The sequence below is a fragment of the Coprococcus sp. AF51-11b1 genome (genome assembly GCF_027682785.1).
Taxonomy (GTDB): Bacteria; Bacillota; Clostridia; order Lachnospirales; family Lachnospiraceae; genus Allocoprococcus; species Allocoprococcus comes.
Genome location: NZ_JAQCZB010000002.1, coordinates 107,652 through 123,233 on the forward strand (window position 1 = coordinate 107,652; position 15,582 = coordinate 123,233).

Sequence of the window (15,582 nt, forward strand, 5' to 3'; positions counted from 1 at the left end):
AATATAAAGCAGGAAGAGGAATGACATGAGATATATTGAGACATTACACGAAGGCGAGACAATCAGAAATACGTATCTTTGCAAAGGGAAAAGAAGTGCGGAGACAAGGAACGGGAAACCATATGACAACCTGATCCTTCAGGACAAGACAGGAACTTTAGATGGAAAGATCTGGGATCCGAATTCAAATGGAATTGCAGATTACAGCGAAAAAGATTTTATTGAAGTTTACGGGGAGATCATCAGCTATAACGGCAATCTTCAGATGAACATCAAGCAGCTCCGTGTAGCAGACGAGGGAGAATACGATCCGGCGGATTATATGCCGACCAGCGAGAAAAGTGTGGATGGAATGTATGAAGAACTGATGCGTTATGGAAAGCAGGTGAAGAACCCGTATCTGCAGCAGGTGATCCGGTATTATTTTGTAAATGATGAACAGTTTATCAAGAGCTTCAAGGCACATTCTGCAGCAAAGAGTGTACATCACGGATTTGCCGGAGGACTTCTGGAGCACACATTAAGCGTAGTGAAATTCTGTGAATATATGGCAGGGGCATATCCGATCCTGAATAAGGATCTTCTGTATACAGCGGCAATGTGTCATGATATCGGAAAGACACAGGAACTTTCCCTGTTCCCGGATAATGATTATACCGATGATGGGCAGCTGCTCGGTCATATTGTGATCGGTGTGGAAATGCTGGATGATGCAATTCGTGAGATCCCGGATTTTCCAAAGAAGCTTGCCAGCGAATTAAAGCACTGTATCGTAGCGCATCACGGAGAACTCGAATACGGTTCGCCGAAGAAACCGGCGCTTGCTGAGGCAATGGCACTTAATTGTGCGGATAATGCTGATGCAAAGATGCAGACACTGACAGAGATTTTTAAGGCAAAAGATACAAAGGACTGGTTAGGTTATAACCGTCTGTTTGAATCTAACTTAAGAAAGACCAGTATCTAAGAGAAGTTCTGAAAGAAAGATGAATATAAAAATGAAGAAAAATGACGTAGTGACGGTAGAAGTTACAGATATCGGAATCGGTGGTGAAGGAATCGGAAAGGTTGATGGATATACTTTGTTTATCAAGGATGCAGTCATCGGAGATACCGTTGAAGTAAAAGTAATGAAAGCAAAAAAGAACTACGGATATGCGAGATTAATGCGGATTGTAAAAGAATCCGCATTTCGTGTATCTGCACGCTGTCCGGAGGCAAGACGCTGTGGCGGATGCCAGATTCAGGAGATGGATTACCGGAAACAGCTGGAGTTTAAAAATACAAAAGTAAGAAATAACCTGATCCGTCTTGGCAGTGTGGAAGAAGAATTGCTGGATCAGATCATGGAGCCGATCGCAGGAATGGAGGAACCGTTCCGTTACCGGAATAAAGCACAGTTCCCGATCGGAGTGGATAAAGAAGGAAATCTGATTGCCGGATTCTATGCCGGAAGAACCCATCAGATCATCCCGGTTCCGAACAGGGACTGCGTACTTGGAGTACCGGAGAATAAAGTGATTCTGGATCAGATTCTGGACTACATGCGGGAAGAGAAGATTTCTGCATATGATGAGGAACGGCACAAAGGGCTGGTGCGCCATGTCCTGGTCCGGTATGGATTTACAACAAAAGAGATCATGGTTTGTCTGATCATTAACGGGGATAAGCTTCCCTGCAGTGAAAAATTGTTGGAAAAGCTGACAAAGATTCCGGGAATGACAAGTATTACTTATAATATCAATAAAGAAAAGACGAATGTGATCATGGGATCAAAGGTTTGTCCGCTCTGGGGACAGACGTATATCACCGATTATATCGGTAATGTCAAATACCAGATATCACCGCTGTCTTTCTATCAGGTGAATCCGGTACAGACAGAGGTACTTTACGGAACCGCACTGGAATACGCCGGGCTTACTGGAAAAGAGACGGTTTGGGATGTGTATTGTGGTATCGGAACGATTTCCCTTTTCCTTGCGCAGAAAGCACAGAAAGTTTACGGCGTGGAAATCGTGCCACAGGCAATTGAAGATGCAAAGCATAATGCTGAGATCAATGAGATTACAAACGCGGAGTTTTTTGTAGGAAAGGCAGAAGAAGTGCTGCCGGAGTATTATGCGGATTATGCAAAAGAGCATCCGGGAGAGCATGCGAGAGCGGATGTGATCGTAGTCGATCCACCGAGAAAAGGATGTGAGAGAAGCGTACTGGATACGATGGTTCAGATGGAGCCGGAGAGGATCGTATATGTGAGCTGCGATTCAGCGACTTTGGCTCGGGATGTGAAGTATCTGCGGGAGAATGGGTATGAGATCAGGAAGGTGAAGGCGACTGATATGTTTCCGATGAGTGTGCACGTTGAGACGGTTGTTCTTTTGTCCCAACTGAAACAAAAATAATTTACCTAAAAATGAAGATAGCAGGCAACCGCAGTGTCCAGAAGATAAAGAGAATGCAATTGTGGAGGCATTGAAGCATTTTAAGATGAATAGTTAATAAAGAGAGGTGCATATGCTATGCCAGGTATACTCGTGGTTGAAGATGATGAAAATTTAAATCGTGGAATTACATTCTCACTGAAAAAATCCGGATATGAGGTTTTTTCAGCAGAATCAGTGAAAAAAGCGAAAAGAATTGCAAGTGATAATAATGTGGATGTTACCATTTGTGATGTGAATCTTCCGGATGGGAATGGACTGGAATTTGTAAGGTGGATGAGATGCAATTATAATACATACATTATTTGTCTTACAGCACTAGATCAGGAGATGGATCAGGTCATGGGATATGAAGCAGGGGCAGATGATTATATTACAAAGCCGTTTAGTCTTTCGGTACTTCTTTTGAAAATAGAAGCACATTTCCGCCGCAGACAGGAGAAAACGGAAGCCGGAAAGATGATTTCGGGAGATATCGTATTTATCGCAGGAGAAATGAAAGTCCTGATAAAGAGTCGTGAAATCAGTCTGACAAAAACGGAGTTGAAAATGCTGACTTTTTTTCTTCAGAATCCGAAACAGATTCTTTCAAAAACACAAATATTGGAAAATGTGTTTGATCTGGAAGGGGATTTTGTGGATGAAAATACAATCGCTGTCAATATCAGAAGACTCCGTGAGAAAATCGAAGACAATCCGGCTGCACCGGTCTATATAAAGAATATCAGAGGTCTTGGGTATATATGGAATCAGGAAGTAAGGCAGTGACAAAGAGATATCGCAAGAAGATTACAGTAGTGATCTCCTTGGTATTACCTGTCATATTATTGTTTGCAATATTAAATTGCTTTACCACGTATGTGTTTTATGAAGATTATAAATATAAAATGAATCTTATGACAGAGATTGCTGCAAAGGAAGAATTTTCCGGGCTGGATGTTGTTTCGGAATTGCTTAAGGATAAGGATATTGAAACTAACGAACAGGGAAGGCGATTATTGGAGCAATATGGATACTGGGGGAATAAAGGGAATGCATTTTATTCGCAATTCCGGCATCAGGTTATGGTGACCGGTGCTGTAAGCACTGTGATATGCGTGCTTCTTTTGACTTTTTTATTTTATTGGAAGAAAAAAGAAGATGCGTGTCATCAGAAAATTTTAGACCAGTTGGAAGAAATTCTGATCAGATTCCGTGAAAATAAATTTGATGATTTACTGAAAACGGAAAATCATGCAGAACTGGAAAAATTGAATGACCAGCTTGAAGCAATCGGACATCATATTCAGTTGCTAAAGGAAGAAGCACGGGCAGAAAAGGAGAACACGAAAGAAATGGTTTCTGATATTTCTCACCAGTTAAAGACACCGGTTGCAGCTTTGGATACATGTTTTAGTGTGCTGATGCAGAATGACTTAAGTGCCACAGAACAGGAGGAGTTTCGTATCCGTTGTCGGAGTGCTCTGGATGGACTGGAGACATTATTGCAGTCGCTTCTTGAAATATCCAAGATGGAAACTGGACTGATTCAGATTAATAAGAAAAAACTTCCGCTTATGGATACTGTCATATCTGCTGTGAACCGCACTTATCCTAAAGCGGATGAGAAAGAAATTGAATTCGTTTTTGACTATGAAAAAGAGCTGGAAACATGCACGATTATGCAGGATAAAAGGTGGCTTGGTGAAGCTGTGATCAACGTTCTGGATAATGCGGTCAAGTACAGTCCGTGTGGTTCAAAAATATTTATCCGGTTACAAAAAAGAAACGATCTTGTAAGAATGGAAATTGAGGATCAGGGAATTGGTATTCCGCAGAATGAGTATCACAAAATTTTTCAACGATTTTACAGAGGAAGTTCCAAGGAGGTCATGGAAAAGAGTGGTACAGGAATCGGACTTTTTCTATCGAGAGAAATTATCGAAAAACACGCAGGTACGATTACGGCAACCTCCGGCAAAAAGAAAAAAGGAAGCATGTTTGTGATTCAATTACCATATGTTGGTTAAATTTTAATTGGGCAGAAATCTTACAATTCTGTAAGACTTCTGCCCACTTTTTGAAAGTGAAATGAAAGATTATATTGCTACAATCAGCATGTAGGTTGAAAAATGATATATAAACAGGCAAAGAAAGTGTGCTGAAAAGGTACGCTTTACAGAATTGAAAAGGAGGCAACACATGAGTGTGATATTAGAAACCAGGCAGCTTTGTAAGTTTTATGGTGCAGGTGAGAATCAGGTCAAAGCGGTCAATCAGGTGGACATTCAGATTGAGCAGGGAGAATTTGTCGCAATTGTTGGAAAGTCAGGTTCCGGTAAAAGTACATTACTTCATATGCTTGGAGGGCTAGACACCCCGACAAAAGGCAGTGTTACTTTAGCAGGGAAAGATTTATACAGGATGAAGGAAGATGCCCTTGCTGTTTTCCGCAGAAGAAAAATCGGATTTGTTTTTCAGGCATTTAATCTGGTTTCATCTGTTAATGTCTGGGAAAATATTGTACTGCCACTGGGGCTGGATGGAAGAAAAGTGGATGAAGCGTATGTAAATGATATTATTGCAACTCTGGGGATTGAAAACCGGATTTATAATCTGCCAAATCAGTTATCCGGAGGACAGCAGCAGAGAGTGGCAATTGCAAGAGCACTGGTGAATCGTCCGGAAATTATATTTGCAGATGAGCCGACAGGAAATCTTGATTCCAAGACCAGTGATGAGGTGATCGCCCTGCTTAAGATGACAGCAAAAAAATATGGACAGACAATTGTAATGATTACCCATGATGACGAAATTGCACAGGTCGCTGACCGTATTCTGGTGATTGAGGACGGACAGGTGGTGGATTTCAGATGAAGACAATAAGCAGGATTGCATATAGCAATGACAAAAAGAACAAGACAAGAAGTATACTGATTATGATGTCCATATGTCTGACCACGATGCTGCTTGTGATTATCAGTACTATGGGAAATGGAATGATACGTTTGCAGAAAAGTCAAGCGGCAGGCTCATATGGAAGCAATTATGGTTTGTTTGTCGCAGCAGACGGATCGCAGTTAAAGGAAGTAAGCCGCCGTGCAGAAATAGATGCAATAGGAATTATGTGTACAGAAGGCATCATAAAAGGCAATGAAAATGGCGGGTTTGTCTGCATGGATGAGACTGCAAGAAAAATGCTTCCCTATAATAAGGAATATGAATTAAAGGAAGGAAAGTATCCGGAAAAAATGCAGGAAATTGCCGCCGGAAGAGCGTTTTTTCGTGCAATGGGATATGATGATGTAAAGGTCGGAGATACGGTTACACTGGATTACCGTGCAGGGATGCGGTCAGAATATAAGCCGGAAGAGTTTGTTGTCAGCGGAATCCTATATGACCGGGATGAGTATACCATCGAGGCATCTTATGTTGCTTTTGGGTCACAGGAGTTTTATGATGAGCACGTCGCAGAGAATGACAGACAGTATAATATTTATTTTACTTTAAATGATTCTGCAAATGTATCTATGAAGAATATTGAACCGGTTATAAAGCAGATTGCAGCATCTTGTGGAATCGAAGAAAAAAATGTTATAATCAATGATTTCTATCTGCAATGGGTCTTGCAGCCGAGTTATGAAACGATTGCGGTATGTGGAATTCTGATTCTTGCAATTGTACTTTTCTCTGTTGTGGTCATTTATAATATTTTTCAGGTCGGTATTGTCAACAAGATACAGGAGTATGGAAAAATCAAGGCTCTGGGAGCGACAAAAAAGCAGATGAAACAACTGATCTTCAGAGAGGGCATTTTTTTGACATTTTTTTCAATACCGGTTGGATTGCTTCTTGGTTTTCTGATTGCAAAATGCGGTTTTAACTGGCTGGTAGAACAGGGAAACCTTGTATCAACCCAAACTGGTTCTATGGGAGTCCAAAATCAGCAGGTGCCACTGTTTTCCCTGCCTGTTATACTTCTATGTATTTTCGTATCATTTCTTACCGTTGCTTTGGCACTGCGCAAATCAATGAAAATTGTTTCAAGGATTTCACCTATCGAAGCAACACGGTATTTAGAAAATGCAGAAACACACAAAAAAGGAAAACGAAATGGCAGAAAAAATGTCACCGTGTTTTCTATGGCAATGGCAAATATAACGGGTAATCCAAAAAGAACCATTGGTACCATCCTCACACTGGGGCTTTCCTGCGCATTGTTTGTGATTATCTCTAATTATGTAGGAAATATTGATACGGAGCATGAAGCACGTCTTTCCGTTAATCATGGACAATTTGAACTGCAGCTTGACTATTCTGCTGAGTACGATGAAAGATATCCGGAGAATAATCTAGATACGATTCTGACGGATAATCCATTGAATGATTCGCTGATTGAAGAAATCAAAAGCATTCCGGGAGTAACAGATGTCATGACGAGAGAGATTGTCTCTGTAAATCTGAACGGAACAAGATTTCCGGCTGATATTGTGAGTAAAAAGGATTTTGATTTTATGCGCCAAGAAGGGGATATTGGCTCTATGGACTATGATCAGGCGGTAAAGAATGGTGATATTTTCTTTGGCTGGTCAACGTGGATGGAACAAGATGGATATGCTCCGGGTGAATCTATTGCATTTGACTTTGAGAATGGAAGTGGAACCTATACCTATCAGGGAAAGATTGCAGGATCCTTTGTAAGCGCGGACACTTATCTTGTCATTCCGGAAGGTGTATATCGTTCCATGAATCCGAGGGGAACAGCCTATGGCTATCTGTGGGTGGACTGTGATAAAAAAGATGTGGCATCTGTAGAACAAAGTCTGAATACTTTGATTTCTAATACTTCGCATATAAAAATGGATACTTATCATGCGCGGTTACAATCTGCCGAATTTGCAAGCAGCATGATGAAGCTTGGCTGTTATCTGTTTATGGCAATTGTCGGTCTCATTGGGTTTATGAATCTGGCAAACACCATGATCATCAATATCACCACGAAGAAGCAGGAATACGGTGTGCTGCAAGCGGTAGGCATGACCAATAAGCAGTTGAATCTGAGCTTACAAATACAGGGCTTGATTTTTACGGTTGGCACCATCTGCGTCGCACTTGCTGCCGGTCTGCCCCTTGGCTATGCACTGTTTTCCTATGCGAAGCATAATGGGATTTTTGGAATGAACGTTTATCACGTTCCTCTTATCCCGATTCTTGTTATGATTCTTCTGGTTGGTATTTTACAAATTGTGCTTTCCTGTGTTTTAAGCAGTAATCTGAAAAAGGAAACGCTGGTAGAAAGAATAAGGTATCAGGGATAGCATATCCTCAGTATCATAACAGGAATTAAAAGCACTTGGCTTTAAAAAGTTTTGTACTTTTGACAAAATGCAACCGATATAAGTTTTTTGAAAACTGTCGTTTGGTAAAATCTATTCCATTTTTAAAAGCCTTGCGATAAAATATGTTCTGTGAGACGGTTGTTTTACTTTCCAAGGGAATGGTCGACAGTAGAAAAGTGAAGGTGGACTTCTTTCTGGAGGATATGGATTTATCTGAATTCAAGGGAAAAGCAACTTATGAGCAGATAAAGGCATATGTACTGGAACAGACAGAACTTAAGGTTTCATCACTGTATATCGCACAGATTAAGAAGAAGTGTGGATTAGATGTCGGTGAGAACTTCAATCCGGCTAAATCAGAGAATGCGAGACAGCCACAGTGTACACCGGAGAAGGAAGATGCGATTATGCAGGCATTTAGACATTTTGGAATCATATAGAGTGTGGATAAGCAGTATCATGTGTTAAAAATATAGTGAAGTATGGAAAAAAGGACATTCCGGAACTGTAGATTTTACAGGTCAGGGGATGTCCTTTTTGCAGATATGGAAGTGTTCAAGGGACAAGGTAATAATACTGATGTATTAAGACTGATTTGAGAGATGTGTGGATGTTGTGACAGCACTGATCTTAAAATATGGACCGGCAATAAAAAGAAAATGGATTTTACGTGATTGGATAAAAAACATACAGGCTGACTGCTTTTGGAGAAGTTTAGCCTGTAAAAGATATCAGCGGTATTTCGATTGTATGAAAGCTATTGTGAAAAATGATACGACATGACACAATCGGATTGACTAAAGCGACATAGGTATTTATAATATAGACAAAACGAAAATGACATAAACGGAGGACAGAGTAATGGAGAAAACTGTAACACTTGAAGAGGCATTAAAAAGAATTGAGGAGTTGGAAAAAGAGAATGCAGAACTTCGGGAGGAATTGGAGTATTACAGAAATCGTAAGTTAAGCGGTCGTCAGAAACATAACGCCAAGTGGATGGCAATTTATAATGATTTTGTTGTTGGATATGAGAGCGGCATGACGATGGTAGAAATTGCGAAGAGGAACAATGTCAGTGAGCGGACGATTTATAGGTATAAAGCGTATTATGACAAACTGAGGGAAAAAGAGGAATAGACCATTTTACTGACGTCAGTAAAATGGTTTAATGTGGGAGGAGAAAGTCTAATATGGAAAAGAAAATGATAATGAATTATAAGAAAAGATTTGATGAAATTAGGCATGAAGAAAACGGAGTTGAATTTTGGTATGCACGTGAATTAATGCATTTGCTAGATTATTCAAAATGGCAAAATTTTGAAAATGTTTTATTAAAGGCAAAAGTTGCTTGTGCAAATAATGGCATTGTAGTAGAGAACCATTTTGCTGATGCCAGTAAAATGGTTATTCTGGGAAGTGGCGCAAATAGAGAAGTAGAAGATTATATGCTTACACGTTATGCATGTTATCTTATTGCAGAGAACGGAGATCCTCGTAAAGAACAGATCGCTTTTGCACAAAGCTATTTTGCAGTTCAAACAAGAAAACAGGAATTGATAGAAGAAAGGATTTCTTATATTGAAAGAACTGAGGCAAGAGGAAAGCTTCGAGAATCTGAAAAACGACTGTCTCAAAATATATATGAACGTGGAGTTGATGATGCTGGATTTGGACGTATCCGATCTAAGGGGGATCAGGCTTTATTTGGAGGATTCACTACAAAACAAATGAAAGAACGTTTAGGAGTGCAAGATAAAAGGCCGCTTGCAGATTTTTTACCAACACTTACTATTGCTGCAAAGAACCTTGCAACTGAAATGACAAATTATAATGTTGAAGAAAAAGACTTACAGGGTGAGACGGCTATTACTGTTGAGCATGTTGAAAATAATACGTCAGTTAGGGATATGCTGGGGCAGAGGGGGATTAAGCCAGAAAATTTGCCCGCATCAGAAGATATTAAAAAATTAGAACGTAGGGTAAAGAGAGAAGAAAAGAAGTTAGCTGAGCAGTCGGGAAAATTGACAAATGAATAAACTGGAAGGTTAGGTTATTGAAAAAGAAAACAAAATGCTACATATATACTCGTGTATCAACAGCAATTCAGGTTGATGGTTACAGCTTGGATGCACAGAAGGACAAACTAAAAAAATATGCAAAATTTCAGGATATCTACTGCCATGCAGGTGGACGCGAACATGAAGCAATCCTTAGTGTAGAAGACTGGAAAACTGCATAGAAAATAAGAAAAAGAACTGGTGTTAAAAGAATAAAGACAATCAATTAACACAAGAGGAGTTTGGTAAATTATTTCATGTTACCAGGCAAACTGTTTCAAATTGGGAAAACGGAAAAAGTTATCCTGATTTGCAAATCCTTGTAAGCATGAGTAATCAATTGTTATGACGCCGACTAAATGGATTGAACAGAATATAAACTGTAGTCTTTTTCTTTTATTCCATATAGCTCGCACCCAGTACTCTTTAAGATAAAGTGGAAATAGTGCAATTTTCACATGATATTATACAAGAATTACATAGAAATATATCGTATTATTGATATGATATTCTTGAATTGTATGTGAGGAGAAAAACTATGGCAGCGGAAAGAAAAACATTAACACAGCTATCTGTGCCAATATGCTTAGAAACTTTATTTTATATGCTTTCAGGTATGGTTGATACGCTTATGCTATCATCTGTAAGTGATCAGGCTGTAGGAGCAGTGGGAACAGCAAATACATATATAGGTGTTTTTATTATTATGTTTGGAGTAATATCGTCGGGTATGATAGCTGTTATGTCACAAAATATCGGAGCCGGAAGACCGGGGATAGCATATCAGGCAAGGCAACTTGGACTTATATTCAACGCATTGATAGGTATCGTAATGTCTGTCATTCTTGCTACTTTTTCTGGTGGGATACTTCGAATCGTAAGTATTGCTCCGGCTTTGCTTGAGCCGGCTGAAATATATCTTAGAATTGTTGGCGGCACATGTTTTTTAAATGCACTGATTCCTATTTTCTCCAGTTATTTGAGAGTGTTTGGATATACAAAACATTCTTTGATAGGAACTGTTGTTGGAAATGTTCTCAATATAATACTTAATTCAGTATTTTTATTTGCATTCAACTGGGGTGTGATGGGAGTTGCTGTTGCCACGGTTATTTCGAGAGTTGTAAATCTTATTATTGTAGCCGGCATGGGGGCTGTACTTATAAAAGCAAAGCAGAGTCCTGAGCGAATTACATCAAGAAAGATATTTGCACAGATTGTTAAGATTGGTTTTCCTTCTGCGCTTGAAACAGCACTTTACAACATCGCAATGACATTTATAGTGCGTTTTATGAATCAGATGGATGTGGATGGAATGAATGTTACAGCGCGTTCATATGCGATACAGATTGCAAATTTCTCGTATTGCGTGGGAGCTGCCCTTGCTCAGGCAAATGCAATTATGACCGGCTGGAGAATTGGAGCAAAAGAGTTTGAGGAATGTAACAGGGGGACGAGAAAAGCTGCGATATATGGTATCATCACAGCGACATGCTTTTCCGTGACCTTTGCATTTGCCGGACATTTTATCGTGCATATATTTACGGATGATACACAGATGATAAATCTTGTGGTAAAGTTGTTAATAGTAGATATATTTCTTGAACTTGGAAGGGTAACAAACCTTGTATATGGGCAGGCGTTAAAAACGAGCGGAGACGCATTTTTTCCGGTTATATTAGGTGCGATATTTATGTATTTGTTTGCAGTTGGCGGAACCTATTTTCTCGGAATACACATGGGACTTCTGGCTGTAGGAGCATATATTGCTATGGCAGGTGACGAATGTGCGAGAGCAGTGGGAATGGTACTTAGATGGAAGAGTGGAAAATGGAAGAGTAAAGGTCTTGTAGAAGTATAGGAGAGAGTATGTACTTTGAATTAAAGGAAAATAAACCACATGGTACAAAGGATGATCCGTTTAGTACATATCATATAAAAAATGAAGGACGATCATTTCAGATACCGGTTCATTGGCATGATGAACTGGAAATTATATATGTAAAAAGCGGTTTTTTGACTGTTAGTATATCAGGAGAAAATTATATTGGAACCCCCGGGGATGCTTTTGTAGTGTCGCCGGGTAATCTGCATTTTATGGGTTCACAGACTGGTACAGTGGATTATTTTACTTTCCTTTTTCCGTTAAAATACATATCTTTTTGCATAAATGACATGTTAGATGATAAATTACTGGAGCCGTTAAAAAATGGTCATCTAATGATAAATCCAAGAGTAAAAGATACAGCAAAAGAACTATGTGAGCAGTTGGTTGAAATATATGTGGCAAAAAATAAGAAAACTGAGTCCATAATAACTGCTCAGATAAAGACAAAAATAATTCTTTTACAATTTATTCTTGAAATGTGGGAGAGGGGCTTTGTAATCGAAAATGATAAAAGCGGGAGAAATACTGTAGAAAAAGAAATGATTTCATATATACAGCAGAATTTTATGGAAAAGATATCATTAAAAGAATTTAGTGAGCAGTTTCATCTTTCGGAAAAATATATATCGCGATATTTTAAGGAACATTTTCATATTACCCTTTCGCAATATATAACACATTTAAGGTTAGAGCATGCAAAACAGCTGTTACAAGATACGGATATTCCTGTTACAGAGATTGCAATGCAGAGTGGATATCAGAATGTAAGCTATTTTATCAGAAGCTTCAAAAAAACATATGGAGTTTCTCCGTTAAAATATAGAAAAAAATAAGCCAGGTATATGGTTAGAAAGGAGAGGATATCCCGGTAGAATCAGAAAATCTGCCGGAGAGATATCGAGAATGAGTATGAGAAATAAGAATAAATAGTGGAAAAATGCAGTTGTATATCAGATTTATCCGAAAAGCTTTCAAGATTCGGATGGAGATGGAATCGGTGATATTCCAGGAATTATCAGCAGATTGGATTATTTGAAAAAACTTGGAATAGATGCAATCTGGCTCTCACCGGTGTATCGTTCACCACAGGATGACAATGGATACGATATTTCAGATTATCAGGATATTGAGCCGATGTTCGGAACAATGGAAGATATGGAACAGTTATTTGCGGAGGCAAAGAAACGCGGAATCCGAATTATGATGGATCTTGTGCTGAATCATACTTCAGATGAACACAGATGGTTTTTGGAGGCAAAGAAAAGCAAAGACAATCCGTATCATGATTATTATGTGTGGCGTGACGGAGAAGAAGGTATTTACCCAAATGATATGAATTCTGCGTTCGGAGGACCGGCATGGGAGTGGGTTCCAGAACTGGGACAGTATTATTTTCATCAGTTTTCAGTGAAACAGCCAGATCTGAACTGGGAGAATCCGAAAGTGAGAAGAGAGCTCTATGATATGATTCTCTGGTGGATGGAAAAAGGAGCAGGCGGATTTCGTCTGGATGTAATCGATCAGATTGCAAAAGAGCCAGATCTTAAGATCACAAATAATGGACCAAAGCTGCATGAATTTCTGCGTGAACTAAGCAGAGAAACATTTCAGAAGGGGGATATGATCACTGTTGGAGAAGCCTGGGGAGCAACACCGGAAATTGCAAAGAAATATAGTAATCCAGATGGCAGTGAATTTTCTATGGTTTTTCAGTTTGAGCACATTATGCTTGATCAGGAAGAAGGAAAAGAAAAATGGGATACGATTCCATTGAATCTGGTTAAGCTGAAAAAATGCCTTGCAAAGTGGCAGAATACTTTATATCAGACAGGATGGAACAGTCTGTTCATGAATAACCATGATCTTCCTAGAATTGTGTCGCGTTGGGGAAATGACGGAAAATACAGAAAAGAGTCGGCAACAATGCTGGCGACAATGCTTCATGGAATGCAGGGAACTCCTTACATTTACCAGGGAGAAGAGCTGGGAATGACGAATGTGCAGTTTGACAGCATTGAGGAATATGAAGATATTGAGACATTGAATATGTACAAAGAGCGTCTGGAAAAAGGATATCAGCCAGAAGAAATCATGCAGTCTATCTACGCAAGAAGCCGTGATAATGCCCGTACTCCGATGCAGTGGAGCGGGGATGAGAACGGAGGATTCACAACAGGAGAACCATGGTTTGCCGTGAATCCAAATTATACCAGAATCAATGCCAAAGAGGCACTGGAAGATGAAAATTCGGTATTTTATTATTATCAGAAGCTGATTCGTTTAAGAAAAGAAAATCCAGTATTCGTGAATGGAAAATTTGAACTTCTTCTGCCGGAAGATGAGAGAATTTTCGCCTATACGAGAACAGATGAGCATACAAAGATGCTGGTATGTACGAACTTTACGGATGAGGAAGTTAGCTGCCCATTGCTTGATGAGTGGAAAGCCGGGGAAGTCTGGATCCGGAATTATGAGGACGACAGAGAAGGAAATATATTGCGTCCTTATGAGGCGGTGATAATTGCATTTACTGGCAAATAGATTGAGTTTCTTTTTTGGCATCAAAATTCACTTACTATATTTCTTCCTGCCACGCTCATCAAGAAAGAACGCCCATTCTTCCTTGAGGTATTTCGGCATACAGGGCATAGAGGACACCTCCTTTGTGCTGCCGAATTGCCGATTTGCTCCCGAAACGCAGAAACGCTCAAAACCGTTTCCCGCTGTATAGTTCCGGGACGATTTTGGGCGTTTCCTTTCGATATGAGCGGCTTTGTTTTGACGGCGGTATCCTTTACCGCCAACCATTCAAAAGCCGCTGTTTGTCACTTCCGGGTAACAAAAAAGCGCCGTATTGCTACGACGCTTTTGTCTTGCTCGGCTTATTTTGTTGCTGGTGTCCTTGGCATACCACTCGTTCATTATGTTGAGGAACGGGGTGAAGTCGTTATCCTGCGGCTTGTCACTGTCCACGCTGTTATTGATTGCAATAAAGCGTATCTGCTTCTTGGGGAACAGAATCTCGGTATAAAAGCCGACCTCAAGATAGTTTCTGCAGAAACGGCTCATATCCTTGACGATAATCGTGCCGATTTTCCCGGCTTCGGCTTCTGCAAGCATTGCCTGAAATCCGGGACGGTTGAAGTTACGCCCTGTGTAACCGTCATTTTTCAAAAGATTGTTTGTAAAAAATTTATAATTCTAAAAATTCATATAAACTGTAATCTATGTTATTCTATAGAAAAGTAAAAATACTGATGAAGAAAGCAGGAGGAAATTTATGAACATTGAATTAAATATTTTGGATTGGATCCAGACGTTGCATACGCCTTTTCTGGATAAAATCATGGTATTTATCACAAGACTTGGGGATGTAGGAATTATATGGATTGTGTTGAGCATAGTATTGCTTCTGATTCCTAAAACAAGAAAAAGCGGTGCGGTTATGGTGGCTGCTTTAGTAGTAGATGTATTACTTTGCAATATTGTCTTGAAAAATCTTGTAGCACGGACAAGACCATATGATGTGAATACAGGTGTACACCTTCTGGTAGCAAAGCTTCATGATTATTCTTTTCCGTCCGGACATACGGCAGCTTCGTTTGCTTCGGTAACAGCTTTGTACCTGGCAGGTGAAAAGAAGCTTTGGAAATTTGCGCTTGTGCTGGCATGTCTGATCGCAATATCGAGGTTATATCTGTATGTACACTATCCGACAGATGTTCTTGGAGGAATTCTGTTCGGTGTGATTTCAGGATATTTGGGATATCGCAAAGTATTGAAATGAAGATGACCAAAGATTACCGACCGGGAATTATATGGAAGTCAGTTGGTATAAGCATCATTTTACATGAATTTTACAAAAACAGTTCTTT

12 protein-coding genes and 4 pseudogenes are annotated in these 15,582 nt (G+C 39.6%); 15 read left to right on the plus strand and 1 reads right to left on the minus strand.

What is annotated here, in order from left to right:
- Nucleotides 1–25: 25 nt before the first annotated feature.
- The 14 genes and pseudogenes from PGY05_RS02975 to PGY05_RS03040 form a co-directional block, all read left to right on the plus strand.
- Complete coding sequence (locus PGY05_RS02975; RefSeq protein ID WP_008368874.1) at nt 26–967, plus strand: 3'-5' exoribonuclease YhaM family protein; 942 nt, start codon at nt 26–28, stop codon at nt 965–967.
- 31 nt (nt 968–998) lie between these two features.
- Nucleotides 999–2,402, plus strand: a complete 1,404-nt coding sequence (rlmD, locus tag PGY05_RS02980; RefSeq protein ID WP_117835179.1) for a 23S rRNA (uracil(1939)-C(5))-methyltransferase RlmD — start codon at nt 999–1,001, stop codon at nt 2,400–2,402.
- 117 nt (nt 2,403–2,519) lie between these two features.
- Nucleotides 2,520–3,209 (plus strand): response regulator transcription factor, encoded by a 690-nt coding sequence (locus tag PGY05_RS02985; RefSeq protein ID WP_008120506.1) that lies wholly within the window; start codon nt 2,520–2,522, stop codon nt 3,207–3,209.
- Nucleotides 3,185–4,450 (plus strand): sensor histidine kinase, encoded by a 1,266-nt coding sequence (locus PGY05_RS02990; RefSeq protein ID WP_270475331.1) that lies wholly within the window; start codon nt 3,185–3,187, stop codon nt 4,448–4,450. The genes PGY05_RS02985 and PGY05_RS02990 overlap by 25 nt, the downstream gene beginning before the upstream one ends.
- A gap of 172 nt (nt 4,451–4,622) precedes the next feature.
- Nucleotides 4,623–5,297 (plus strand): ABC transporter ATP-binding protein, encoded by a 675-nt coding sequence (locus PGY05_RS02995; RefSeq protein ID WP_008368866.1) that lies wholly within the window; start codon nt 4,623–4,625, stop codon nt 5,295–5,297.
- Complete coding sequence (locus PGY05_RS03000) at nt 5,294–7,738, plus strand: ABC transporter permease (RefSeq protein ID WP_270475332.1); 2,445 nt, start codon at nt 5,294–5,296, stop codon at nt 7,736–7,738. Before PGY05_RS02995 ends, PGY05_RS03000 begins: the two co-directional genes overlap by 4 nt.
- A 224-nt stretch (nt 7,739–7,962) precedes the next feature.
- Nucleotides 7,963–8,199, plus strand: coding sequence for a 23S rRNA methyltransferase (locus PGY05_RS03005; RefSeq protein WP_227084729.1), 237 nt, complete (start codon nt 7,963–7,965; stop codon nt 8,197–8,199).
- 421 nt (nt 8,200–8,620) lie between these two features.
- Complete coding sequence (locus PGY05_RS03010) at nt 8,621–8,899, plus strand: helix-turn-helix domain-containing protein (protein ID WP_008368854.1); 279 nt, start codon at nt 8,621–8,623, stop codon at nt 8,897–8,899.
- A 53-nt stretch (nt 8,900–8,952) separates the two neighbouring features.
- Nucleotides 8,953–9,798, plus strand: a complete 846-nt coding sequence (dinD, locus tag PGY05_RS03015) for a DNA damage-inducible protein D (RefSeq protein WP_173686389.1) — start codon at nt 8,953–8,955, stop codon at nt 9,796–9,798.
- 17 nt (nt 9,799–9,815) lie between these two features.
- Nucleotides 9,816–9,935 (plus strand): annotated as a pseudogene (locus tag PGY05_RS16640) (recombinase family protein); the annotation flags it as partial.
- Between the two features lie 119 nt (nt 9,936–10,054).
- Nucleotides 10,055–10,168 (plus strand): annotated as a pseudogene (locus PGY05_RS16645) (helix-turn-helix transcriptional regulator); the annotation flags it as partial.
- 189 nt (nt 10,169–10,357) lie between these two features.
- Entirely contained in the window at nt 10,358–11,680 is a 1,323-nt protein-coding gene (locus tag PGY05_RS03030) for an MATE family efflux transporter (protein WP_270223085.1), read from the plus strand.
- Between the two features lie 8 nt (nt 11,681–11,688).
- Nucleotides 11,689–12,540, plus strand: a complete 852-nt coding sequence (locus PGY05_RS03035) for an AraC family transcriptional regulator (RefSeq protein WP_055155526.1) — start codon at nt 11,689–11,691, stop codon at nt 12,538–12,540.
- A gap of 97 nt (nt 12,541–12,637) precedes the next feature.
- A pseudogene (locus PGY05_RS03040) lies at nt 12,638–14,248 on the plus strand (glycoside hydrolase family 13 protein); the annotation flags it as partial.
- Nucleotides 14,249–14,569: 321 nt separating this feature from the next.
- On the opposite strand, the pseudogene PGY05_RS03045 reads toward PGY05_RS03040, so the two are convergent.
- Nucleotides 14,570–14,875, minus strand: a pseudogene (locus PGY05_RS03045) (recombinase family protein); the annotation flags it as partial.
- A 112-nt stretch (nt 14,876–14,987) separates the two neighbouring features.
- Between PGY05_RS03045 and PGY05_RS03050 the strand changes: the two are divergent.
- Complete coding sequence (locus PGY05_RS03050) at nt 14,988–15,494, plus strand: phosphatase PAP2 family protein (RefSeq protein WP_055260377.1); 507 nt, start codon at nt 14,988–14,990, stop codon at nt 15,492–15,494.
- The last annotated feature ends 88 nt before the right edge of the window (nt 15,495–15,582 follow it).

Excerpts from the sequence above, each read along its gene's own strand:
- PGY05_RS03050 (WP_055260377.1), top strand. The coding sequence starts at position 14,988 with ATGAACATTGAATTAAATATTTTGGATTGGATCCAGACGTTGCATACG.
- rlmD (WP_117835179.1), top strand. The coding sequence starts at position 999 with ATGAAGAAAAATGACGTAGTGACGGTAGAAGTTACAGATATCGGAATC.
- PGY05_RS03035 (WP_055155526.1), top strand. The coding sequence starts at position 11,689 with ATGTACTTTGAATTAAAGGAAAATAAACCACATGGTACAAAGGATGAT.
- PGY05_RS02985 (WP_008120506.1), top strand. The coding sequence starts at position 2,520 with ATGCCAGGTATACTCGTGGTTGAAGATGATGAAAATTTAAATCGTGGA.
- PGY05_RS03000 (WP_270475332.1), top strand. The coding sequence starts at position 5,294 with ATGAAGACAATAAGCAGGATTGCATATAGCAATGACAAAAAGAACAAG.
- PGY05_RS02995 (WP_008368866.1), top strand. The coding sequence starts at position 4,623 with ATGAGTGTGATATTAGAAACCAGGCAGCTTTGTAAGTTTTATGGTGCA.
- PGY05_RS02990 (WP_270475331.1), top strand. The coding sequence starts at position 3,185 with ATGGAATCAGGAAGTAAGGCAGTGACAAAGAGATATCGCAAGAAGATT.
- dinD (WP_173686389.1), top strand. The coding sequence starts at position 8,953 with ATGGAAAAGAAAATGATAATGAATTATAAGAAAAGATTTGATGAAATT.
- PGY05_RS03030 (WP_270223085.1), top strand. The coding sequence starts at position 10,358 with ATGGCAGCGGAAAGAAAAACATTAACACAGCTATCTGTGCCAATATGC.
- PGY05_RS03010 (WP_008368854.1), top strand. The coding sequence starts at position 8,621 with ATGGAGAAAACTGTAACACTTGAAGAGGCATTAAAAAGAATTGAGGAG.
- PGY05_RS02975 (WP_008368874.1), top strand. The coding sequence starts at position 26 with ATGAGATATATTGAGACATTACACGAAGGCGAGACAATCAGAAATACG.
- PGY05_RS03005 (WP_227084729.1), top strand. The coding sequence starts at position 7,963 with ATGGATTTATCTGAATTCAAGGGAAAAGCAACTTATGAGCAGATAAAG.